General features: G+C 48.3%; 23 protein-coding genes. 10 read left to right on the top strand and 13 right to left on the bottom strand.

The features are described 5' to 3' along the window. Positions 1-68 precede the first annotated feature (68 nt). Positions 69-299, bottom strand: coding sequence for a dodecin family protein (locus ACFQRK_RS15410; RefSeq protein WP_379008258.1), 231 nt, complete (start codon positions 297-299; stop codon positions 69-71). A 241-nt stretch (positions 300-540) separates the two neighbouring features. On the opposite strand from ACFQRK_RS15410, the gene ACFQRK_RS15405 reads away from it, so the two are divergent. Then, positions 541-1,488: an MBL fold metallo-hydrolase gene (locus ACFQRK_RS15405; RefSeq protein WP_379008256.1), complete on the top strand. Its 948-nt coding sequence runs from the start codon at positions 541-543 to the stop codon at positions 1,486-1,488. 14 nt (positions 1,489-1,502) lie between these two features. Here the strand turns inward: ACFQRK_RS15405 and ACFQRK_RS15400 are convergent, their stop codons facing one another. Beyond that, positions 1,503-2,237, bottom strand: a complete 735-nt coding sequence (locus ACFQRK_RS15400; RefSeq protein WP_379008254.1) for a hypothetical protein — start codon at positions 2,235-2,237, stop codon at positions 1,503-1,505. A 155-nt stretch (positions 2,238-2,392) separates the two neighbouring features. Between ACFQRK_RS15400 and ACFQRK_RS15395 the strand changes: the two genes are divergently transcribed. The 4 genes from ACFQRK_RS15395 to ACFQRK_RS15380 all read left to right on the top strand — a co-directional run bounded on the left by ACFQRK_RS15395 (position 2,393) and on the right by ACFQRK_RS15380 (position 5,994). Then, positions 2,393-2,755 (top strand): hypothetical protein, encoded by a 363-nt coding sequence (locus ACFQRK_RS15395; protein WP_379008251.1) that lies wholly within the window; start codon positions 2,393-2,395, stop codon positions 2,753-2,755. 9 nt (positions 2,756-2,764) lie between these two features. Continuing rightward, positions 2,765-4,384, top strand: a complete 1,620-nt coding sequence (locus ACFQRK_RS15390; RefSeq protein ID WP_379008248.1) for an alpha-amylase family protein — start codon at positions 2,765-2,767, stop codon at positions 4,382-4,384. Positions 4,385-4,393: 9 nt separating this feature from the next. Further along, the gene (locus ACFQRK_RS15385) at positions 4,394-5,359 is read left to right on the top strand and encodes a TIGR03885 family FMN-dependent LLM class oxidoreductase (RefSeq protein WP_379008246.1); all 966 of its coding nucleotides are present in this window, start codon (positions 4,394-4,396) and stop codon (positions 5,357-5,359) included. Positions 5,360-5,469: 110 nt separating this feature from the next. Then, positions 5,470-5,994: an RNA polymerase sigma factor gene (locus ACFQRK_RS15380; RefSeq protein ID WP_379008244.1), complete on the top strand. Its 525-nt coding sequence runs from the start codon at positions 5,470-5,472 to the stop codon at positions 5,992-5,994. A 16-nt stretch (positions 5,995-6,010) separates the two neighbouring features. Here ACFQRK_RS15380 and ACFQRK_RS15375 read toward each other — a convergent pair whose 3' ends face one another. Genes ACFQRK_RS15375 through ACFQRK_RS15365 form a run of 3 tightly spaced genes read right to left on the bottom strand, consistent with a single transcriptional unit; the run spans position 6,011 to position 7,121 of the window. Continuing rightward, a complete protein-coding gene (locus ACFQRK_RS15375) occupies positions 6,011-6,451 on the bottom strand; it encodes a DUF421 domain-containing protein (protein ID WP_379008242.1) in 441 nt (146 codons plus the stop codon). 1 nt (position 6,452) lies between these two features. Further along, positions 6,453-6,947, bottom strand: a complete 495-nt coding sequence (locus ACFQRK_RS15370; protein WP_379008240.1) for a hypothetical protein — start codon at positions 6,945-6,947, stop codon at positions 6,453-6,455. A 12-nt stretch (positions 6,948-6,959) separates the two neighbouring features. Beyond that, positions 6,960-7,121 (bottom strand): hypothetical protein, encoded by a 162-nt coding sequence (locus ACFQRK_RS15365; protein ID WP_379008238.1) that lies wholly within the window; start codon positions 7,119-7,121, stop codon positions 6,960-6,962. Positions 7,122-7,271: 150 nt separating this feature from the next. On the opposite strand from ACFQRK_RS15365, the gene ACFQRK_RS15360 reads away from it, so the two are divergent. Genes ACFQRK_RS15360 through ACFQRK_RS15350 form a run of 3 tightly spaced genes read left to right on the top strand, consistent with a single transcriptional unit; the run spans position 7,272 to position 9,237 of the window. Beyond that, positions 7,272-8,024, top strand: coding sequence for a DUF892 family protein (locus tag ACFQRK_RS15360; protein WP_379008235.1), 753 nt, complete (start codon positions 7,272-7,274; stop codon positions 8,022-8,024). Between the two features lie 8 nt (positions 8,025-8,032). Then, entirely contained in the window at positions 8,033-8,836 is an 804-nt protein-coding gene (locus ACFQRK_RS15355; RefSeq protein WP_379008234.1) for an SDR family NAD(P)-dependent oxidoreductase, read from the top strand. A gap of 47 nt (positions 8,837-8,883) precedes the next feature. Next, the gene (locus ACFQRK_RS15350) at positions 8,884-9,237 is read left to right on the top strand and encodes a response regulator transcription factor (protein WP_379008231.1); all 354 of its coding nucleotides are present in this window, start codon (positions 8,884-8,886) and stop codon (positions 9,235-9,237) included. 5 nt (positions 9,238-9,242) lie between these two features. Here ACFQRK_RS15350 and ACFQRK_RS15345 read toward each other — a convergent pair whose 3' ends face one another. After that, positions 9,243-10,040, bottom strand: a complete 798-nt coding sequence (locus ACFQRK_RS15345) for an SDR family NAD(P)-dependent oxidoreductase (RefSeq protein WP_379008230.1) — start codon at positions 10,038-10,040, stop codon at positions 9,243-9,245. A gap of 73 nt (positions 10,041-10,113) precedes the next feature. Here ACFQRK_RS15345 and ACFQRK_RS15340 point away from each other — a divergent pair, with 73 nt between their 5' ends. Beyond that, positions 10,114-10,314: a KTSC domain-containing protein gene (locus ACFQRK_RS15340; protein ID WP_379008227.1), complete on the top strand. Its 201-nt coding sequence runs from the start codon at positions 10,114-10,116 to the stop codon at positions 10,312-10,314. Between the two features lie 5 nt (positions 10,315-10,319). Here ACFQRK_RS15340 and ACFQRK_RS15335 read toward each other — a convergent pair whose 3' ends face one another. Beyond that, on the bottom strand, positions 10,320-11,441 hold the full coding sequence (locus tag ACFQRK_RS15335; protein ID WP_379008224.1) for a DUF748 domain-containing protein: 1,122 nt from the start codon (positions 11,439-11,441) through the stop codon (positions 10,320-10,322). Between the two features lie 13 nt (positions 11,442-11,454). Further along, positions 11,455-13,023: an FAD-dependent oxidoreductase gene (locus ACFQRK_RS15330; RefSeq protein ID WP_379008222.1), complete on the bottom strand. Its 1,569-nt coding sequence runs from the start codon at positions 13,021-13,023 to the stop codon at positions 11,455-11,457. A 233-nt stretch (positions 13,024-13,256) separates the two neighbouring features. Here ACFQRK_RS15330 and ACFQRK_RS15325 point away from each other — a divergent pair, with 233 nt between their 5' ends. Then, complete coding sequence (locus ACFQRK_RS15325) at positions 13,257-15,452, top strand: bifunctional alpha,alpha-trehalose-phosphate synthase (UDP-forming)/trehalose-phosphatase (protein ID WP_379008221.1); 2,196 nt, start codon at positions 13,257-13,259, stop codon at positions 15,450-15,452. Here the strand turns inward: ACFQRK_RS15325 and ACFQRK_RS15320 are convergent. The 5 genes from ACFQRK_RS15320 to ACFQRK_RS15300 form a co-directional block, all read right to left on the bottom strand. Beyond that, positions 15,442-17,229: a glycoside hydrolase family 15 protein gene (locus tag ACFQRK_RS15320; RefSeq protein WP_379008218.1), complete on the bottom strand. Its 1,788-nt coding sequence runs from the start codon at positions 17,227-17,229 to the stop codon at positions 15,442-15,444. The genes ACFQRK_RS15325 and ACFQRK_RS15320 overlap by 11 nt on opposite strands. A gap of 68 nt (positions 17,230-17,297) precedes the next feature. Further along, on the bottom strand, positions 17,298-18,086 hold the full coding sequence (locus ACFQRK_RS15315) for a metallophosphoesterase (RefSeq protein ID WP_379008216.1): 789 nt from the start codon (positions 18,084-18,086) through the stop codon (positions 17,298-17,300). A gap of 9 nt (positions 18,087-18,095) precedes the next feature. Next, positions 18,096-18,884, bottom strand: coding sequence for a nucleotidyltransferase (locus ACFQRK_RS15310; RefSeq protein WP_379008214.1), 789 nt, complete (start codon positions 18,882-18,884; stop codon positions 18,096-18,098). A 26-nt stretch (positions 18,885-18,910) separates the two neighbouring features. Next, positions 18,911-19,405 (bottom strand): GNAT family N-acetyltransferase, encoded by a 495-nt coding sequence (locus ACFQRK_RS15305; protein WP_379008212.1) that lies wholly within the window; start codon positions 19,403-19,405, stop codon positions 18,911-18,913. Between the two features lie 3 nt (positions 19,406-19,408). Beyond that, positions 19,409-19,972, bottom strand: a complete 564-nt coding sequence (locus ACFQRK_RS15300; RefSeq protein ID WP_379008209.1) for a thiamine diphosphokinase — start codon at positions 19,970-19,972, stop codon at positions 19,409-19,411. Between the last annotated feature and the right edge of the window lie 12 nt (positions 19,973-19,984).

Genomic DNA, 19,984 nt, shown 5'->3' with positions numbered 1-19,984 from the left:
CATGCCGTGCGTTGCCGACGCGGTCTAGCAGTGGATCCGGTCCCCGTGTGGGATGAGGGCCTGTCCGCCTAAACGTTATCATGCTTTTGCCTTTGGCTCTCGTCTATACGGAAGGACACTTTACAAACGGCCCCAAAACTCTTGATTTCACTGCCCTGTACATGTACCTTGAAATCTTTGACGTAAACCGAGTCGACGTTTTTGATGGTTTTGGTGACTTCCGTCACCGCATTTCGGATCGCATCGTCAAAACTGTTTTCGGAAGATGCGATTACTTCGATTACTTTTACAAGTGCCATGGTGATTTTTTTTAGTGATACCAACATCTTTCCGGAGGTGTGGACAAAAACCTTCCGAATCAATGACGTGGCGAAAACGCCGATGGCAAGATTTTTCTTGTGTACTGTTTTCTGACACAATTGTCTACGAAAGTGAATTCCCCAGCAGCGGTGTAAGCAGGGCAATGAAGGAACTCCACGCAGTGCCGATCCGGAGAGCAAACAAACCCGGGCTTTGAAGGTTACCCCTAAAAAGAGGGTTATGAAACAAACTCATGTACATGACGCAACGGAACAGGTGGCGACCGGTGTTTGGCGGCTCAGAATTCTATTTGTAAACGTTTATTTTATTGCGGCTGAAGACGGAAAATGGGTGTTGGTGGATGCCGGGCTCAAGGGATCGGGGAGAAAAATCGTAAAGGTGGCTACCGAATTGTTCGGAGCAGACAATCCACCGGCCGCCATTATTCTCACTCATGGCCACTTCGACCATGTGGGCGCATTTCCTTATTTGCTAGAAGCGTGGAAAGATACGCCTGTATACGCCCATTCCTTGGAAATCCCCTATTTAACCGGGCAGGCGGCTTATCCGCCGCCGGATCCGTTTGCCGGCGGTGGAATGATGAGTTGGGTATCTTTTCTCTATCCTAATGAGCCTGCCGATTTGGGCAACCGAGTTCATGCACTGAATAAAGAGGGTAGTTTGCCTTTTCTTCCAAAATGGCGCTACGTTCACACGCCGGGCCATGCGCCGGGCCATATTTCCCTATTCCGCGATACAGACCATCTCCTTATTACGGGAGATGCATTCGTCACCACGCGCCAAGAATCGGTCTTTTCAATTCTTTTTCAAAAAAAGCAATTATCCGGTCCACCGAAATACTTTACGTACGATTGGGAGGCGGCGGCGGCCTCCGTAAAAGTGTTACAGGAACTCAATCCATCGATCGCCGTAAGCGGCCACGGAAAACCGATGCGAGGAAATGAACTAACCGATGGGCTTATGAAGCTGGTTAGAAATTTCAATTCGCTGGCGGTGCCGTCGAGCGGTCGATATACGAAGGAGCCGGCACGTGTAAACAGGCGGGGCGTGACAAGGCTTCCGAATCCCGCACGGATGCCTACATCGACAAAGACGTTGGTGGTCGCCGTGGCGACCCTGGCGTTTGTAAGTGGCGTATTATGGATGCGAGTTAAAAAAAGGAGATAGAAAAATGGGGTCACTCACTCAAAATGCTCAAAAATCTGATGACCGATGGCATCCACTAGTCCTTGGTCAATACCGTCCATTTTCCAACCACTTTTTGCGCAGCGGATGATGCCCATCGGCTGGTCATTTAGATTTACATCCACTTCATAGCAAACACCCTCCTGACAGGTCTGGGCAATGGGGGCACCTTCGCCTTTATACCGATCGCCTTTATATTCAAATTCCAAGGGAATGGGATCGCTTTCTAACTGCGCGATTATATCCTTTAAAAACTGGATGAGATGTTTGCGCTGCGTCTGTCCGGAAACGCTCCATTTGTTTTTGGTTGCACGCTTATGTGCAAGTTTGAATTCAAGTCCTGTCAACGCCGTTGAATAATCGTTAGCATTCAGCTTTTCAACATATTGATGAGCGAGAACATACCAGTGGTAACCAGTGCCGACGGGTACACCAGATCCCTTGGGAGCCTTTCCCTTCCGTCGTTTGGTTACGGCATAGGAAATCTCCCAGAGGTCGGGTGTGATTTTTGTTTCCCGCCAATTGCCGGCGTCATAAATCCAGTGATGGCTCCTTCCGATCTGCATGCCGGTATAGACTTTTCCATCGTATTTCTTGAATTTATTATAGCTGGATGAAAGGTCCTTTTTGGATGAAGGCCCTTTTTTAAGGGGTTTTTTCGGGCTTTCGCGCTTCACGTTTTGGGCTTTTTCGGGATTGCCCTTCTTTTTTTCATTCGTTAACGTCGCCATGCCGATATCGTTGTTTCTCGTTTACGAAGATGACAGTCTGCCGATGAAATTGTTGGGGGGAATTGAAAAAAATGCGACTGAAAAATTGAAGCCAAACAAACCCGCCCGTCGCGGGTTAGAAAACAAACAGTTTGCAGCGAAAGGAGGATATGCTTGTGAGATTTACGATTCCTGACTTCACACTGTTAACGGAATTGGCGCCGAAGGCGATTACCCTGGCGGGTCGGGTAGTGATTTTTCATTTTCCGACGCATACCATTCTGGAACTCTTAGAAGCTCATAACCCGTTGCTTCATACCATTAGCCCTCGCTATGAGTGGGAACGCGTCAATAAATACGGCGAAATCGAGCAGTTTGCGTTCATTGTACATCGGTATGTAACGGACGATCTGATCAAGGTATTCGAGCAAGCAAAGAGTTGGTATGGCGGCATACTGGACTCGTTTGACGAGCGCCAGGATGAAGCGGATGATTTTCTCGATGTATGGGAGAAACGTTCGGATGATTTGCCAAATTAAGAACACCGTATGCATGAAACCAACTGGTTAAAAAAAGGCGTTATTTATTCACTTGATGTTAGGAGTTTTAAAGATGGGAACCAAGATGGAAAGGGCGACCTCAAGGGGTTACTCTCCAAGTTTGACTACCTGGTAGAATTGGGTATTCAATGCATCTGGATGGCTCCGTTTTATTGCTCTAACCAACAAGACGACGGATACGATGTCGTCGATTACTATCGTATTGACCCCCGGTTGGGTACGTTGGAGGAATTTGGGCTCCTAGTTGAAATGGCCAAATCCAAGGGTATTAAGATTGTTTTGGACTTGGTGGTAAATCATACCAGCAACGCGCATCCCTGGTTCAAAACTGCAATCGGTATGCCAGACTCGCTCTACCATGACTACTACATCTGGAAAGCCGAAAAGCCACCTCACGACAAGGAAGATCTGGTGTTCAAAACGGTCGAAGAAAGCAACTGGGAATATGAGCCCGCCTTGTCGGCTTATTTTTACCACACATTTTATAAGCATCAGCCAGACTTGAATATGACCAATCCTCGCGTCCAAACCGAAGTGCTCAATATCATCGATTTCTGGATGGGAAAGGGAATTGATGGATTCCGGATTGATGCGGTGCCACACATCCTTCGCGACAAGGGGGACTGCCGATTCAACGGCGACCCCCATGATCTACTGGAAGAATGGCGGCGGGCGGTACTCGCCCATGAAGAACGTGCCATCCTAATTGGAGAAGCCGACGTGGAACCAGAGAACTATCCTGAATTTCTGCATAGCGGTCGGTTATCCGCCTTATTTAATTTCTACCTAAATAACTATACGTTCCTCGCGCTGGCCACGCAACGTGCAGATCCCCTTTATTGGGCATTGAAACGGCTTCCGCTTAAAGACCGCAGACCTTATCTTAATTTTCTGCGTAACCACGACGAGCTTGATCTGGAACGTCTCACCGAAGAAGAGCGGGAACAGGTCTATGCACAATTTGCTCCTGAACCGTCAATGATCATTTACGACCGCGGAATCCGGAGAAGACTGGCACCCATGGTCGGTAACGATCAACAGCGCCTGAAATTGGCCATGAGCTTGCTTTTTACATTGCCCGGTACACCTGTGCTGCGGTATGGCGAAGAAATTGGTATGGGAGACGATCTCAATCTTCCCGAACGGAGGAGCGTGCGTACGGTGATGCAATGGTCTGGCGAACAAAATGGCGGCTTTTCGGACGTTGTACCGCATGCGCTTAAGTCACCGCTTATCCGAAAGGGCAGATTTTCATACGAATGCGTAAATGTAGCGAGTCAATCCGCGCAACCGGCATCGTTGCTTAACGAAACGAAGGCGATGATCCATACGCGAAATAAAGAAAGCGACTTATTTGCTGACGGGGACTTTAGGTTATTGGATACGGACCAGGATACGGTCCTCGCTTACATTTATTCCCTGAAAGCCCGTTGGTTGGTTGTGGTCCATCACTTTTCGGCGGAACCAACGCAGGCAACGTTCCTGTTACCATCGGAAGGTTCTACTCCTCCTATTTCGCTGATTGGCAGGGCTCGCGCCACTCAATCAGGTAGTCGATTGACCGTCGAACTAGGGCCATATGCATATAACTGGTTAATTATATCATAAATATTTCGCATGAGCCAGATTCTTTTTCACGCGTCCCATGAACAATTCAAGCCTTCGGAATTATTGGAATATGCTGTATTGGCACAACGGGCTGGCTTTGATGGTATCCATTCATCCGACCATTTTCAACCGTGGAATGAGCGGCAAGGAGAAAGTGGCCATTCCTTCAGTTGGCTGGGGGCTGCCATGCAGGCAACCACACTGCCCTTTGGATTGATCTGTGCGCCTGGCCCACGTCACCATCCAGCGATGGTTGCGCAGGCTGCTGCCACCTTGAGCGAGCTATTTCCCGGCCGCTTCTGGCTGTCGCTCGGCAGCGGTGAGGCCATTAATGAACAAATAACGGGGCAACATTGGCCAAGCAAAGCACTTCGGAACGAGCGATTATTGGAATCCTTCAACATTATCCGGGAACTGCTGGAAGGGAAAACCGTCACTTACCAAGGGCATGTTTGTGTAAACGAAGCACGTCTGTATACGCTCCCTTCAAGTCGGCCGCCTTTGTACGGAGCAGCCCTTACCGAAGAGACGGCTTATTGGATGGGAAGTTGGGCCGAAGGGATGTTAACCGTCAATCATCCGTTGGAAAAACTAAGGCAAGTTATCAAGCAGTTTCGAGATGGAGGAGGACTTGGAAAGCCGATATATGTAAAAGTACAGCTATCTTATTCACGCGACGAATCGAAAGCGTATTCCGGAGCCCTGGATCAATGGCGTACAAACGTGCTGGACGGTGCTATGTTGGCAGAACTATGGAAACCCGAACAATTCGATGCGATCTCCGCGTTTGTTGGTCCGGATGAAATGAAGCGATCTGTCAATATTTCCAGTCATTCGTCACAGCATGCCGAGTGGTTGAAGGCATATCTTTCACTGGGAGTAGACGGATTGATCTTACACAACGTAAACCGGGACCAGCACACGTTTATCGAAGACTTCGGCAGGTTCGTCTTGCCCGAAATACGAAAATTTTAAAAAATCCAAACAATTTCAGGCCGTTTTTGTCTGCTTTTTGCCAGAACGCTGGAACCGAATACTAGACAAACACAATTATTGTTGATTTACTTTCTAATTAAAATGAAGTTATGAATCAGGTAGAATTTAGCAACAAAGTAGTCCAAGAAACAGGAGCATTGACCAGTTACGCACGTTATTTTACACGAGATCCAGAGAATGCGAGTGATTTAGTACAGGACACGATGCTAAAGGCATTTTCCTATTACAATAAATTCAGGGAAGGAACGAACTTACAGGCGTGGCTTTATACGATTCTCAAAAATACATTTATCAACTACTACCGCAGAAAGATCAAAACCAACTCACTGATCGTTAAATCCGAAACCCTGTCATCATCAGATCTTTACATGAGTTCCTTGCGTAATCAGGCCGAAGGAAAGTTTGTGATGAAAGACATCGAGAACGCGCTTTCAAAGCTTTCGGAGGAATATTATTACCCCTTTACCATGTATTATGAGGGGTACAAATACCACGAAATTGCGGAGCAATTCCAGATCCCGATCGGAACGGTAAAGACCCGGATCCATATGGCCCGGCAACAGTTAAAGAAAAGACTAAAGCCTTATGCTAAAGCGACAGATAGAAGGGCATAAATAATAATGATCGTTGCTAGGAAGGTATAATTGAAATTTGCCCATCTCGTTCCAACACCGCATATTTTATTTGGTGCATCTGCTCAAGCCCATGGCTGATACGTGCTGCCTCAAGGATATCCTCGGTGTCGACCTTGGCTTCTTTCATCCTTCCTTTCAACGGTTTACCGTGATCTACCAAAATAAGCGGCGTCCCTTCCAGCAGCCTATCCAGCTTTTTGTATTTTCCTTTTAGTTTTACGAAAACCAAGTCAATCCCCATCAGCACTGTAATCAACACAAGTGCGTTGGTAGTCGAAAAATCATTACCTAAAAGCGCCTGTTGTGTAGCCTCCCCTATAATCAGCAATAAGACGAAATCAAACGTTGTCGTCTCGGCGAGACTGCGTTTACCGAGTACACGGAAAAGCAATAAAAGAAACAAGTAAATGACAGCGCCGCGAATAATAAGTTCCATATTACGGGTAAATAAAGTGCATGAATTTAAAGCTCTGTTTGTTGACCAACCACTCGCCCCTGACACTCCCTGTTTTTTGCGGGTTTAGGTAAAAGCGTACCAACGTCTGCGCTGCCGGGTTTGCCTTGAACGTATAACTAACATATCCTTCGGTAATAGCCGTTTCATAGCTTTCAGGAACGACTTTTTCAATTTTAAAGTGGTCAAGGTATCGCATAGGTATGAGGAATTGAACTTCCTTTTGATCGGTTATCGCCCAACCGATATTCATTTCCTTTTCGTACCGCAGAAACTTTTCGTAATGAAGTGATGTGCCGTTAATTACGATCTTTTTGCTACTTAGCCATCCGTCGCCAAATAAGCCAAGAGCGGTTAAAACAACGATAATTCCAATTCCTATACTGCAAATTTTCTGGACCATCCAGCCTTTTTGTTGGTGATCCAACTTTTCGTCAAGCTCGAGCGAATGCTTGATTCTTTCGATTTTTGTCTGCATAGTGATCAGCCGTTATTCATCTTCCTCTTTCTCTTTGGGCTCGTTGTGGGGCTGTGAATACGAAGGAGGGTCACTCGCAGGGAATGTCTGCTCGATTTCTTCATCCAATTTCCGCTCTCTTTCTTCCTTCGTTCGCTTGACGTCGGCGGCCTTGGTTTCTTTTTTCTGTTGCATGATGTTTCCAGTTTGATTTCCAAATTCCTGTGAAAAGATAACAAGTGATGTGACATTCTGTTTTATAATGAAATTCTTAAAACCGACCATCCACGCTTTTGTTAACTCATCATCCAAGTAAGAATATTTGATAATAAAAAACTATACAACATGGCAACTCAAGAAAAGGAAACCCCGTCTGGTCTGGAACGATTCTACCGGACCATGTTACAAGAAATTTATTGGTGCGAGCTGCACCTGCGTGACGTGCTGGAAAACATGGAAGAACGGGCCAGTACGGACGAATTAAAGGCGGCCTTTCGCACCCATCGAAAGGAAACCGATGACCACGTAACCCGATTAGAGAAAATCTTTTACCTCGAAGGCATGGGAGCGCAACCGATCTTCTGTGTCGGAATGCAGGGCTTGTTTGACGAAGGGTGGCAGGTGATCGACGAAACCGAGGAGGGCTCGGCGCACCGCGATGCCGCACTGATTGTGGCCGCCCAAAAAGTGGAACATTATGAAATTGCCGCTTATGGCAGCCTAAGTACCTTGGCGAAAACGTTGGGCTTTCAGGAAGCGACCGATCTGTTGGCGCAAACCCTAGCTGAGGAAAAGAAGACTGACGGAATACTTACCCGATTAGCCGAAGGCGATATAAATATCGACGCGAGTGTTGAACCGGCTACTGAAAGTCAGTTGCCACCACCCGATACCGAAAGCATCACAACGGATTCTGAACCGGCCATAAATGCGATGAAGGAGGCAACGGCAGGCATGGATGCGGGTGCGGGCTCGCAGTCTGCACGTGAAGGGACCGAGGCAAGTGCGCCGGGGTCGGCTGATGCGCTTTTGGTGGATGACTCAGGTGAGCCCAAAGGCAGGAAGCGGGGTTCCAGCCGCAAGGCCTCAAATCAATAGGAGGAACGATGAACACAAATAAATTTGCACTTGTAACGGGAGGCACTCATGGTATCGGGTTAGAGCTTGCTAAGTTGCTGGCAGCGGATCATTATAACCTGGTCATCGTCGCCCGCAACAAGCAGGAGCTTGACGAGGTAAGCAAGGCGTTGTCAGACCTACACCCCATCGAGGTGATTACCATTGAGAAAGATCTTTCCGATCGCGATGCTCCCCACCAAGTCGTGGAGGCGCTTCAGGCCAAGGGTATTGTGCTAGACATCTTGGTAAACAATGCGGGCCAAGGCGTGTATGGCGAATTTGTTGACACGGAATTGGATCGTGAGTTAGCGATTGTGCAGCTGAACATCAACGCTTGTGTCATACTTACCAAGTATGCGCTGAAAGAGATGGTAGCACGTAATTCAGGGAAGATTCTCAATGTCTCCTCCATTGCAGGTAAAGTACCGGGTCCTTATCAAGCAGTTTACCACGGCACGAAAGCGTTTGTCCACTTTTTTAGTGAGGCCATCCGCAATGAAATCAAAGAAACGGGTGTCACCGTCACTTCCCTGCTGCCAGGGGCCACGGACACCGATTTTTTCAATAAAGCGGATATGGAGGAATCAAAGATCGTTCAAGAGGGCGATTTGGCAGATCCCGCCGATGTTGCCAAAGATGGGTACAACGCGTTGATGGAGGGGAAGGACAAGGTGATTTCTGGATTTAAGAACAAAGTTAAAATCGCAATGAGCAATATGATGCCCGATAGCCTGGCTACGGATAATATGGGCAAACAGCAGGAGCCGGTGACAAAAGGCCAAAATAACTGATCAACGGTTTGAACCCGATCAGTGATTGGAAAATTCAAGGAAACGATATGAAAAAGCAAGTAGCGGTGTTGGAGGATAATCCAAATATACGGGAATTGATAGAATATATACTCGAAGAAAATGAAATTGACGTGGTTAGTTTCGAGTCGACGAGAGCTTTTCTCAATGCATTAGCGAAGATCAACCCAAGTCTTTTTATTTTGGATATTATGCTCCCTGATGGTAACGGAATCGACGTATGCCGGCAATTGAAGTCCAACGAATTAACTCAAAAAATACCCATTGTGATGATTTCGGCTCATTCCAATCAATTACCGTTGGATTGCGATGCCGCAGATTTTATCGAAAAGCCGTTTGATATCGACAACTTTGTAAACACAGTTGAACGGCAGATCGCCTGATAGGCTTACGCTCCCTGCCCAAGCTGGATCATTAATCCTCCATCTACCACGTAGGTAGCGCCGGTCACATAGCCGCTTTCGGCTGAGGCGAGAAAAACGGCTACGTTTGCCACGTCCTCGGGCGTCCCGGCACGTTTCATAGGGATGTGCTGTTCTTTTTGCTTTCTTACCCGCTCGTTTTCCAGGGCTTCCTGATTCATTTCGGTCAGTATCATGCCCGGAGCGATGTTATTGACCCGAATGCGCTTGTCGGCTAACTCTAGCGAGAGGCTTCGGCTGAAATTTTTTATTGCCGCCTTTGAAGCATTGTAATCTGCGTTTCCGGCAGTATTTACATCTTCATGGATCGAACTTATGAAAATGATGTTTCCATCGGAGTTTGGATCCGCTTGCCTGCGCAGGTATTCCCGGCAGCAAAAAAAGGGGCCATACAAGTTGGTTTTTAAGCATCGGTCAAACGTCTCGGAATCCATTTCCGCAACCCGTATATTGCTGCCGTTTACCCCAGCATTGTTCACAAGGATATCGATTCGTCCGTACCGGTGGATGATTTCTTCGAATACGGATGCCACAACGGTTTCATCGCTGACATCCAGGTAGAGGCAAATGGCATCTGATCCCCTGGCCTTGATTTCTTCGGCCGTACGTGTTCCACCTTCTTCATCGGAACGATAGGTAACGACAACCTTTGCGCCCTCTGCACCATACGCAAGCGCTATGGCCCGGCCAATCCCGGAATCAGAGCCGGTAACCAACGCTACCTTGTCTTTCAATCGGTTCATACCGGTATAACAGTGAGCCATGGCATTTGTTTTTACTCACATGGAAACAAACCGGCGAATATGAAGTTATTCCCTTAGTGCATATGCGTAAGAAATGCCGTCAAGCGTTATCAAATACATGGACTATAAAGCGGATACGCGCCTTTTAAAAATCATCTTCCAAACAGGAGCTGTTTACCAGTATTTCAACGTTCCCGAGGCAGTGTATCTTGGACTCCGGCAGGCAAGATCAAAAGGTCGCTATTTCAACAAGCACATTTCCGGTGTATTCTCCTTTGAGCGGCTCTCGTCCTAATCCCATCAATCGTTAAAAATTCCCTTACGTCCATCTACTTCTTTGGGCGAATTGATGTTAATTGCATTGTCTACACTGGGCATCAATGCTTTGATAAATGCGTTTTTTAGAATTTGCCAAACCGCTTCCCAAACCAATACATCCGTTTCACCAAAACTGCCCTCGATAGGAACCCGGGTAGCTACTTGGTTTTCTTTGGGATTTTCCAGGATTTTGCCTACGAAACCTACGATTGCTTCTTTTGCTTGCTGGAAAAAGCTATCGTCGCGGTCCTCCAGGCCGACTACCTCCAAATCCTTGACGATCGGCTTTACATAACCTTTATATCGCCCTCCGTCTGCGGCGAATTCAGAATAAAGCCCAAAAGTACCTTTACTGATGTCGAAACGACCATATGCGATAAAGAAGTCGTTCAGTTCCGGTAAGCTGGCACCCTTGATTTCTGCGGTCAGGTCGAAGGTGGCCTTTTCTGCCAACGCGTCCATCCGCATATCCAAAGAAAGCGTGCCTCCGTATGCATGTGCCTGTGCATGGATCGTTGAAGGCAGCTTTTCGTCTTCCCGATTTGTGTTTTTAAGGTTTTCCGCCAGGATATATGCCTGTTTCAGCGAGATATCTACCAATGGCGACGTCGTGCTATCGGTATAGTGAATACTTCCGTTTTGGACTTCAAACCGATTGACGCGCAACGGCATGAAATCCTTGAGTAACTGCCGGAAATCGTTGGTATCCTTAGCCACTGCGTCGATTTCAGCTTTTTCTTTGGTAAAAATTAACTCGGGCGAATCAAACATGAGTTCACCTACGATTGAGCCGCGGAACAGCGAACGCCATTCGACGGACAGATCGATCTCCTTGACAGCAAAAAACCGCGTCTGGTCGCCGGATGCCGAGTCGACTTTATTCAGGTAGAATCCGTTCAACTGATAGGCGCCCCGATACAAGGCGATATCAATGTCGGCGACCTGGCCATAGTAACCATCCAAACTGGCAAGTGTGCGGTTCGCATACTTCAACACAATCGTTGGCAGCAGCAATCGGATGACAATACATAGCAAAACCACTCCAGCAATTATGCGGTATGTTATCTTCCATTTGCGGGTTTTGGGGTTTCGTTGACCAGTCATTATAGCCTATGCATTAAGAAATGGGAATGGTTTGTAAGTTCTTTCGGGGCGGGCCCGTTAACACATTTCCGTAAACGTCATAGCGCCCGCCGTGACAAGGGCAATCCCAGGTTTTTTCGGCATCATTCCATGCCACGATGCACCCTGCGTGCGTACACACTGGGCTTAGCGCGCTGACCTTGCCGTTCGGAGACTTGTACAGGGCGATTTTCTCTTGTTCATAGTTGACCACTGCGCCGGTTCCGGGAGCCAATTCTATCAGTGCCTCGAGCTGTTCCGTACCAAACCGGTCTGACACAAACCGATAGGCCACATCGGCATTTTCCTTTACGAAATTGGTGAAGCCCGCAACGGGCTTGATCCTCGACGGCGAAAACATTTTTTCGCCGGGATTCTCCCTTCCGAGAATTAGATCGGCCAACAATAATCCCGAAAAACTTCCGAATAAGATGCCGTTGCCGCTAAAGCCGGTGGCCACGTACGTGTCTTCATCGGCTCCCGGAAGTGTTCCGATGTAAGGCAAACCATCGGTGGGTTCAAAATATTGGGCGGACCAACGGAAATCGACTGATGACAACTGGAAGTGTGTACGGGCATAGGCTTCGAGCGATTGGAAGGCACGAGTTGGTGAACCGTGCCCGGTTTTATGGTCTTCTCCACCGATAATGAGGTAGGGCGTATCGTTTACAACATGCGTACGGAAATAATGGTATGGCTCCTGCATATCATACGCGAGATCGGTCGGATACTTACCATCGGCAAGCTGCACTGCCAACACATAACTACGATAAGGTGCACACCTTAGGTGAAGCATATTCAAACCTGGAGGAATGTGGGTTGCATAGACGATGCGGCGGCTCTTTAGGGGCTGATCAGTTGTCTCGATTTGATGAAGATCGCCCTTGCGTGTACTGCCCATCACCCGGGTGTGCTCGAAAATGACGCCTCCGTTGCGAACGAAGCGGTCTGCCAGCGCATACACGTAACGGAGTGGATGCATCTGTGCCTGTTTGTGATAGGCAATGGCTGTTTGAAATTCCAGGGGAACGGGTACGTGGCTTGTTCGGTCTACATCTACGCCTGCGCGTTGGGATGCGGAGTATATTTTCTCGAGTTCAGCGGCTTCCTTTTCGGTTTGGGCGAAAAGAATTCCCTCTTTGTATTCAAAATCACAGGCGATTTGATAGTGAAAAACATTTCGGGCAATAAGGTCTCGTGCTGCCCGGGCCGCATTCGCTACGATCTCGGCGCCGGATGTGCCGAAATTGTTTTCGATGGTATGATACGGTGTATCGAGCATGGTGTTAATGTGGGCCGTCGTACCGCCGGTTGTACCAAAACCCACAAGGTGTGCTTCAGCAATCGCACACGCCAGCCCGGCTTCTTGCAGCAGCAACGCCGTGGTCAATCCGGTGATACCGCCGCCCACGATCAACGCATCCCAGGTACGGTCTGCCCCGGCACCGCTGGCGTTTAGGGGCATGGACGATCCTCTGGCAGCTTGCTGCCAGAGGCTTGGCAGTATGCCATCTCTTGTAAGCACGTCTGATCCCGATTCAGGGGTGGTATTATTTCGCATCATCGCTAGTCTTTTCCTGTGATAACAGGAAGAAGTCGGGATTGTTTAAATTAAAAAAGGGTAAGAAAAGCACAAACTTTTGGTGCTTTGCTTGTTTATAACTATATTGGGGAAGTTAAATCATACGGGTGTACCTGTGCCTGCAATAATCCCCAAATTGGATAAGGCCGCATTCTTTTCACCGACTATCCGTTTTTAAGCAGGCATGGAAACGCCTAGTAATCGTATAAATAAAAGTGAGTAAAACAATCATTGTATCCAATCGTTTACCCATCAAAATTACCGAAGATGAAAATGGCTATACACTGCAACCCAGCGAAGGCGGGCTGGCGACGGGGTTGGCCTCTATTCACGCGAAAGGCGATAACAGCTGGATTGGATGGCCGGGTATTTCTATCGATGATCCACAGCAACGGTCTTATTTCACATCGGTGTTGAAAGAAAAACGGTTGGTTCCGCTGTTCTTGAATGAAGATGAAATCAAGGGCTTTTACGAAGGTTTTTCCAACGAGGTGTTGTGGCCCATTTTTCATTATTTTTCCAACTACGCCAATTACAACTTGCAGAATTGGGAGACGTATGTCCGCGTCAACCAGAAGTTCCTGGATCTGATTTTAAGGGAGGCGGGGCCCGATGACACGATTTGGATTCACGACTATCAGTTGCTCTTGCTGCCCGGTATGCTCCGAAAGGCGCTGCCTGACGTGTCCATTGGCTTTTTCCAGCACATCCCGTTTCCCTCACAGGAGTTGTTTCGATTGATTCCCTGGCGGAAGGAACTGCTGGAAGGGATGTTGGGAGCAGACCTGCTCGGCTTTCACACGTTTGACGATGTCCGTCACTTTATCAGTTCGGCGACCCGCTTGATCGGAACAAACAACAACGCCAACCGGCTGGAAGTAGACGGCCGGGTTGTTTTTGTTGAACCTTTTCCCATGGGAATTGACAGCAAGCGTTTCGCCGATCTGTCGAGAGCCGAAGCCGTCACCAACCGGGTCACCGAATTGAGGGCCAATTTCAGCGGACAGAAAATCGTTCTTTCCATCGATCGCCTGGATTATAGCAAAGGCATTATTCAGCGGCTGGAGGCCTTTGAATTGTTCCTCAGCGAAAATCCCGCCTTTCATAAAAAGGTAACGTTGTATATGATTGTGGTTCCTTCGCGCGACACCGTTCCGCACTATCGGGATCTCAAGGATCAGATAGACCGGCTGGTGGGGCACATCAATGCACAATATGGGGCGTACGATTGGTATCCCGTGGCGTATTTCTATCATGGATATCCCATCACCGAGATCACAGCGCTTTACAACATAGCAGACGTATGTTTGGTGACCCCCATGCGCGATGGGATGAACTTGGTAAGCAAGGAGTACGTCGCTTGCCGAAAGGACGAAACCGGCGTCTTGATCCTAAGTGAGATGGCCGGTGCCGCAAAAGAACTGATCGATGCAATCATTGTAAATCCAAATAATATTCACGACATCAGGGATGCCTTGCTGACTGCGTTGAATATGCCGATGGCCGATATGAAAAAACGCATGAAATCCATGCAGGCCCTCGTATTCAAATTTACCGTCCAACATTGGGCAACTTTATTTATGAATAGACTACAGGAAATTAAAAACGTACAATCCACCACCAAAGCGAGATTGGTTGGAACAAGCATTGAAGAACACATCATTACACAATATAGAAATGCCAGCAGCCGCTTATTGCTACTCGATTACGACGGCACATTGGTTGGCTTTCAGGACGATATTGACAAAGCTTCGCCCGATGAAGAGCTCTACCAATTGCTGGACAGACTGGAAGCCGACATCCTGAATCACCTGGTGATTATCAGTGGAAGAAAGCATAGTACACTCGAAAAGTGGTTTCCGGGCCGGAATTACAGTTTGGTGGCCGAGCACGGGGTTTGGACCAAAGAGCCCGGCACCGAGTGGAGACTCAAAAGCGGACTTTCAAATAGTTGGAAAGAAGAGGTAGGGGCGTTGATGGAGGCTTTTGCCGATCGTACGCCGGGCGCTTTTGTTGAGGAAAAAAGTTTTTCACTGGCGTGGCATTACCGCAAGGTGCAGCGGGATTTGGGGCCGCTAAGGGCCCATGAGCTGATCGATAGCCTGCGCGACTATTCGGCAGCGTATGGGTTGCAACTTTTGGACGGCGATAAGGTGGTGGAAATACGGAGTGCAGAGGTGAACAAGGGCCGTGCGACCCTGGACATCCTTCACGATAACCGATACGACTTCATTCTTTCGGTCGGCGACGATCGGACGGACGAGGATACGTTTCAGGTGTTACCGCCGGATGCATGCACCATCAAGGTGGGAACGGAAGTGTCGGCGGCACGATTTTACCTGAAGCAGCAACGCGACGTAAGGGCATTGCTGCGGAAATTGGCAGATGCGTCAGATACCGCTACCCAATAAAAATAGGCCGGTCGAGCTTCATGGATATTCGATAGGCGGCATTCATCAAACCTACATGGCTGTAAGCCTGCGGAAAATTGCCCCATTGGCTGCCATTGGTCTCATCGACGTCTTCGCTAAAGAGCATTAAGTGATTTGCGTAAGACAACAGCCGCTCAAAAGTTGTGACTGCTTCGTTAATGCGGCCTACGCAGGCTAAGGCTTCTACGTACCAAAAAGCACAAATGAGGAAAGTCGATTTCGGTTTGCCAAAGTCGTCCGCATGCAGGTAACGGTAGAAAAGTCCTTGCGGAGTTTTTAGTTCTCGCTCCAGGGCTTCCAAGTGGGCGCGGGCTTTTTCGGATGCCGGATCCAGATAGTGCATCATGATCAGCTGCAGGGTGCTGGCATCCAGATGAGGGCTGCCCGCTGCATTTGCATAGACCTTACGCCTGTCATCGTAGCAGGCTTCAATGTAATGTGCCGCACGATTCATCAGTGCCTCCGCCCTGCTCATTAACCCCGGGTCGCCGATAACGCGCCCGATCTTATACGCGGCTGAGCAGCCAGCCCACTGGAAAAGGTTGGAGTAGCAATGGTGATTAGCGAAATTTCTGAACTCCCAGATGCCAGCGTCTTTCTCGTCGATTGTCTTCTCGATTTTGAGGAGGATGTAGTCGACCCAACGACCCGCATCCGAACGCTCTTTAAATACGAAGCGATAGTCGGTATATAAGGGAAGCAAAGCGATCATGGCCTGTCCATAGACATCGTTCTGAATGTGTTCATACGCCTGGTTACCGATGCGCACAGGTTTGTTGTTCATGTATCCTTCCAAATTGTCCAAAATGCGCTCGGTTAATTCGAATTGACTATTTATCCCATAAAGTGGCTGCAGTCTTCCCCGATCCGCATGTGCGATATTCGTAATGTAGTGCGCGTACAATTCCATTTCTTCGAACTGTCCGATGTGATTTAATGCGGTGATTACGTAGTAGCTATCGCGTAGCCAACAATAGCGATAGTCCCAGTTCCGTCCGCTGCCCGGATATTCGGGCAGACTGGTGGTTCCGGCCGCAATAATGGCCCCTGTGTCTTCATATTGGTGTATCTTTAACGCGAGTGCTGACCGGATAACCGCTGCCTGGTAAAAAGGAGCAATCGTTGCATGCTTGATCCACCTGCGCCAATAGCCGACAGTTTCGCGTAGAAAATGTTCGACCGTATGTTCAAGGGGAGCCTCCAACGGTTGGCCATAGGTGAGTACCATATATTTGGTTTCGCTCAGCACAAAAGACTCTTCACCGAAAAAATGGCTAATGGAGACGTTGGTGGTTAACCGCATTTGCTCCATTCCGTTGCTGAACTCAACGTGGTTGCTTCCCCGGAATTTGCGGAAAGATTGTTGGCCGTAATCGGATACCGGCTCACAAACCACGCGAATGCGGGGGCTTCCATTCAAAGGTTCAATCTTACGGATTAACATCAGCGGTTTGAAATAACGTTCATATTGGCGGAATCGGGGGGCAAAATCGGTAATCCGGTAGGTTCCATCGGCCGCGGTGATTTCCGTTCGCAGCACATTGGTGTTTTCAATGTAATATTGGCGGCTCGTATATTCGCTGATTGGCCGGATGGAAAACTGCCCGCCCTTTTTTGTGTCGAGAAGGCTTCCAAAAACAAATGAACTATCGAACGAGGGCCAACATAACCACGAGATATTCGTGTCTTTTTGAATATGGGCAAGGTAGGCGCAATTTCCGATGATTCCACTGTTATAGACATGTCGTTTTTCCATGCGTTTGCTAGTAGGTGTTTCAAGAAGGGGGTAAGATACGACTCGTAGCCCAAAAATAAAAAAAGTGGCTATTTGATAGGCAACCGGTCACGAGTGTCAGACAATTCATCAACTTCGATTTCCAGTAGGTGGAACGGGTGGGGTTTTCCCTGCCGAGCGAGCACGGGCAGGGATACGTTCCACACTTTGGTGCCATCAGGTGTCTCTCCTTTATACTGCCCCATATGGGCATGCCCATGGAATACCGCCGCAACTTCTGTGCGCTGAAGCGGTTCGAGCAATCGGGATGAGCCGAGAAACGGGTAGATTTCCAAAGGTTCGCCCTCCACCGTTTGGGGAATCGGTGCGTAATGCATGATGGCTATTTTGGTTATTTTCCCCTGGTGCTGCCCCAACCGGGACAAGGCCCGCTCCAATTTCAATCCCTCGTCTACAGCTTCCTGCACAAACGATTTCATCATATCTTCCCCGAATCTTGAGAGCATGCGTGGGCCAAAGCCGCCTCCGAATCCTTTGATGCCCGCAAATCCAATGCCTTCAATCACCGTTGATTCTCCGTCCAGGACCTGCATATTGGCATGTGTAAGCACTTCCTTTATGATTTTGTGGCGCCCTTTCTCGTAATCGTGGTTGCCTAACACGCCGACGATGGGAAGGTGGTTGCCCTGCAGTTCCTCGGTAAACAGGGTGGCCTCATCTTCGTCTCCGGTATCCGTAATATCGCCTGCGATAACTAATATATCCGCCTCTCGATTGATTGCGGCGAAATAGTCCTTCCATTTTCCCCGGTCTGTATCACGTATATGTAAGTCGCCTATTGCTGCTATTCGTATCTTTCTTTTATTTTCTGTTTCCATCCCTGTCCTTTACACGGTTTTTATGGTATATGCCTTATAATTCCATTCCTTTATATCCACTTCATACTGCGTTTGGTCAATTAACGGCCCCTGGCATACGCGTTCAAGCGAGGGGGGCAGATCGTATTGCTCTTTGGCGCGGTTCAACAAGTCGAGAAATAACTCGTCGGGAATAATACCGCGGTAATCGGCGGGATATACGAATTGAAAAATCAAGAGTTGTGCCAGTAGCAGGTGCCAATGGGTATCCAGGCGCTTCCAAAGCCGTGCCCAATCCAGTCTATGGCCTGTCTTTAATAGCAGGTGGTTGATATCTGCGCTATCGTTGCGCTCCCTGTTCTGTACGTACGTCTTGCACCAAATCAATTCTTCGGGGGGAACGTATCTAACGGGCACGCCGTGGAAGTCGCCGTTCTCGGCATATTCATACCAGGTCTCATCGACTTTGCAAATATTGTTGACCGTATCAAAAATGATATCGATAAAATAATCGTCCTTAAAAACCTTCGCCAGCCACCTCGAATCGGTCAATTCGGTGCGATATCCGTGGTCAGCAAAACATTTAAGGATTTTGGGATACTCCTGCGGCAGGCAGAAGATATCCAGGTCTTTGGTGGCTCGCGGTACACCCGTGTAATGGACTACGGCATATCCGCCGCCAATCATAAATTCGCACTGGCAGTTCTGTAGTATCGCTAACGCGTCGCTATAAATCGAAATTACTTGATCGTTCATCATCATGGATCTTACACCTTGGGAGAAAGCATCCCATGATGAGAGACAATCATAGGTTGTCATTGTTTGGCCTTACGGCCAAAAAGAAGCTATAACGATTTTTGCATGACATAATCCCTCAAGGTATAATCGTGGTACGGGATGTCCACTTCAGACACCACTGTAAAACCTTGGTGCTCATAAAACGCCTTGGCGGGATTATGGCGGTATACATTTAATTCCAAGCGGGACAGATTTGCCGCTGAGGCGAGGGCCGACACATGGCTAATCAGCTGCTTACCGGTTCCTTTTCCCTGTTCGGAAGGCAGGATATACAGCTTTTCGATCCGCATGATGGACAGATACGGCTTCGATTGGAAGCCGACAAATCCAACGGCCGCTTTATCCCGTATTGCCAGCGCAAACTGTTGGCCTTTCTCGAGTTGGTCCAGCAGGGCCGATTCCGAGTACATGAGGTCCAGCATCAGGTTAATCTGACCGTGCGGCAATAACTCACCATACGTTGGCCACCAGATTTCATGGGCTAACCGGTGAATTGTTGTCACATCCGACGGTGTAGCTGCCTGAATCCGTGTTTTGGTCATGATCTAAAGCTGCTCGCCTACTAAGCCGTAAGGCTGATCAAAATGAATGGAATAGAAGCCGTCCGTTTCGGTGAGGTATTCTCTTTCGCCCGTTGGTTGCAAGCCTTTGATTTCCGTTGCTGAATTGCCATATAAAAATACCTTCTCTCCTTGGGGCTTCCATTTCGCGAATCCGGACTTGACGGTAAAAACCCTTCTGCCATTGCCCAAAAGGACTGCTTGGATTTTCGCTGCATAGCGAAGCAGTACGTCAGGCATCGTGTGTGTTGATACAATGTTAGCGGCACGGCACCTTCGTTTTATCAGGTAGTTGAGGGCTGTATCCAGAAATGACGTAGCGATTGGTAAAATACGGATATGATCTTGGGGTAGCTCTACAGGTTCGTCGGCAACGAGCACGTCTGCCTTGATTCCCAGTTCCATAACGGAATCCAGGCTATGCCGATCCAAGATGACCATCGGATTCCATTCCAGCAACTGATTTAGTAGGGATAACGAAATGCCATTTACATCTGCGATGATCAGTGCGGGCTCTTGGTCTTCTCTAACAAAATGGTGCGAAGACATGGGGCGACCTTC

The sequence above is a fragment of the Parapedobacter sp. GCM10030251 genome (genome assembly GCF_042666505.1).
GTDB lineage: Bacteria > Bacteroidota > Bacteroidia > Sphingobacteriales > Sphingobacteriaceae > Parapedobacter.
Note: the sequence above shows the minus strand (reverse complement) of the source record. Positions and strands in the feature narration are given on the sequence as shown.

What these genes read in the sequence shown, in the direction of transcription:
- ACFQRK_RS15410 (WP_379008258.1), bottom strand. Translation starts at nt 299, where the DNA reads ATGGCACTTGTAAAAGTAATCGAAGTAATCGCATCTTCCGAAAACAGT.
- ACFQRK_RS15405 (WP_379008256.1), top strand. Translation starts at nt 541, where the DNA reads ATGAAACAAACTCATGTACATGACGCAACGGAACAGGTGGCGACCGGT.
- ACFQRK_RS15400 (WP_379008254.1), bottom strand. Translation starts at nt 2,237, where the DNA reads ATGGCGACGTTAACGAATGAAAAAAAGAAGGGCAATCCCGAAAAAGCC.
- ACFQRK_RS15390 (WP_379008248.1), top strand. Translation starts at nt 2,765, where the DNA reads ATGCATGAAACCAACTGGTTAAAAAAAGGCGTTATTTATTCACTTGAT.
- ACFQRK_RS15385 (WP_379008246.1), top strand. Translation starts at nt 4,394, where the DNA reads ATGAGCCAGATTCTTTTTCACGCGTCCCATGAACAATTCAAGCCTTCG.
- ACFQRK_RS15380 (WP_379008244.1), top strand. Translation starts at nt 5,470, where the DNA reads ATGAATCAGGTAGAATTTAGCAACAAAGTAGTCCAAGAAACAGGAGCA.
- ACFQRK_RS15375 (WP_379008242.1), bottom strand. Translation starts at nt 6,451, where the DNA reads ATGGAACTTATTATTCGCGGCGCTGTCATTTACTTGTTTCTTTTATTG.
- ACFQRK_RS15370 (WP_379008240.1), bottom strand. Translation starts at nt 6,947, where the DNA reads ATGCAGACAAAAATCGAAAGAATCAAGCATTCGCTCGAGCTTGACGAA.
- ACFQRK_RS15365 (WP_379008238.1), bottom strand. Translation starts at nt 7,121, where the DNA reads ATGCAACAGAAAAAAGAAACCAAGGCCGCCGACGTCAAGCGAACGAAG.
- ACFQRK_RS15360 (WP_379008235.1), top strand. Translation starts at nt 7,272, where the DNA reads ATGGCAACTCAAGAAAAGGAAACCCCGTCTGGTCTGGAACGATTCTAC.
- ACFQRK_RS15355 (WP_379008234.1), top strand. Translation starts at nt 8,033, where the DNA reads ATGAACACAAATAAATTTGCACTTGTAACGGGAGGCACTCATGGTATC.
- ACFQRK_RS15350 (WP_379008231.1), top strand. Translation starts at nt 8,884, where the DNA reads ATGAAAAAGCAAGTAGCGGTGTTGGAGGATAATCCAAATATACGGGAA.
- ACFQRK_RS15345 (WP_379008230.1), bottom strand. Translation starts at nt 10,040, where the DNA reads ATGGCTCACTGTTATACCGGTATGAACCGATTGAAAGACAAGGTAGCG.
- ACFQRK_RS15340 (WP_379008227.1), top strand. Translation starts at nt 10,114, where the DNA reads ATGCCGTCAAGCGTTATCAAATACATGGACTATAAAGCGGATACGCGC.
- ACFQRK_RS15335 (WP_379008224.1), bottom strand. Translation starts at nt 11,441, where the DNA reads ATGACTGGTCAACGAAACCCCAAAACCCGCAAATGGAAGATAACATAC.
- ACFQRK_RS15330 (WP_379008222.1), bottom strand. Translation starts at nt 13,023, where the DNA reads ATGATGCGAAATAATACCACCCCTGAATCGGGATCAGACGTGCTTACA.
- ACFQRK_RS15320 (WP_379008218.1), bottom strand. Translation starts at nt 17,229, where the DNA reads ATGGAAAAACGACATGTCTATAACAGTGGAATCATCGGAAATTGCGCC.
- ACFQRK_RS15315 (WP_379008216.1), bottom strand. Translation starts at nt 18,086, where the DNA reads ATGGAAACAGAAAATAAAAGAAAGATACGAATAGCAGCAATAGGCGAC.
- ACFQRK_RS15310 (WP_379008214.1), bottom strand. Translation starts at nt 18,884, where the DNA reads ATGACAACCTATGATTGTCTCTCATCATGGGATGCTTTCTCCCAAGGT.
- ACFQRK_RS15305 (WP_379008212.1), bottom strand. Translation starts at nt 19,405, where the DNA reads ATGACCAAAACACGGATTCAGGCAGCTACACCGTCGGATGTGACAACA.
- ACFQRK_RS15300 (WP_379008209.1), bottom strand. Translation starts at nt 19,972, where the DNA reads ATGTCTTCGCACCATTTTGTTAGAGAAGACCAAGAGCCCGCACTGATC.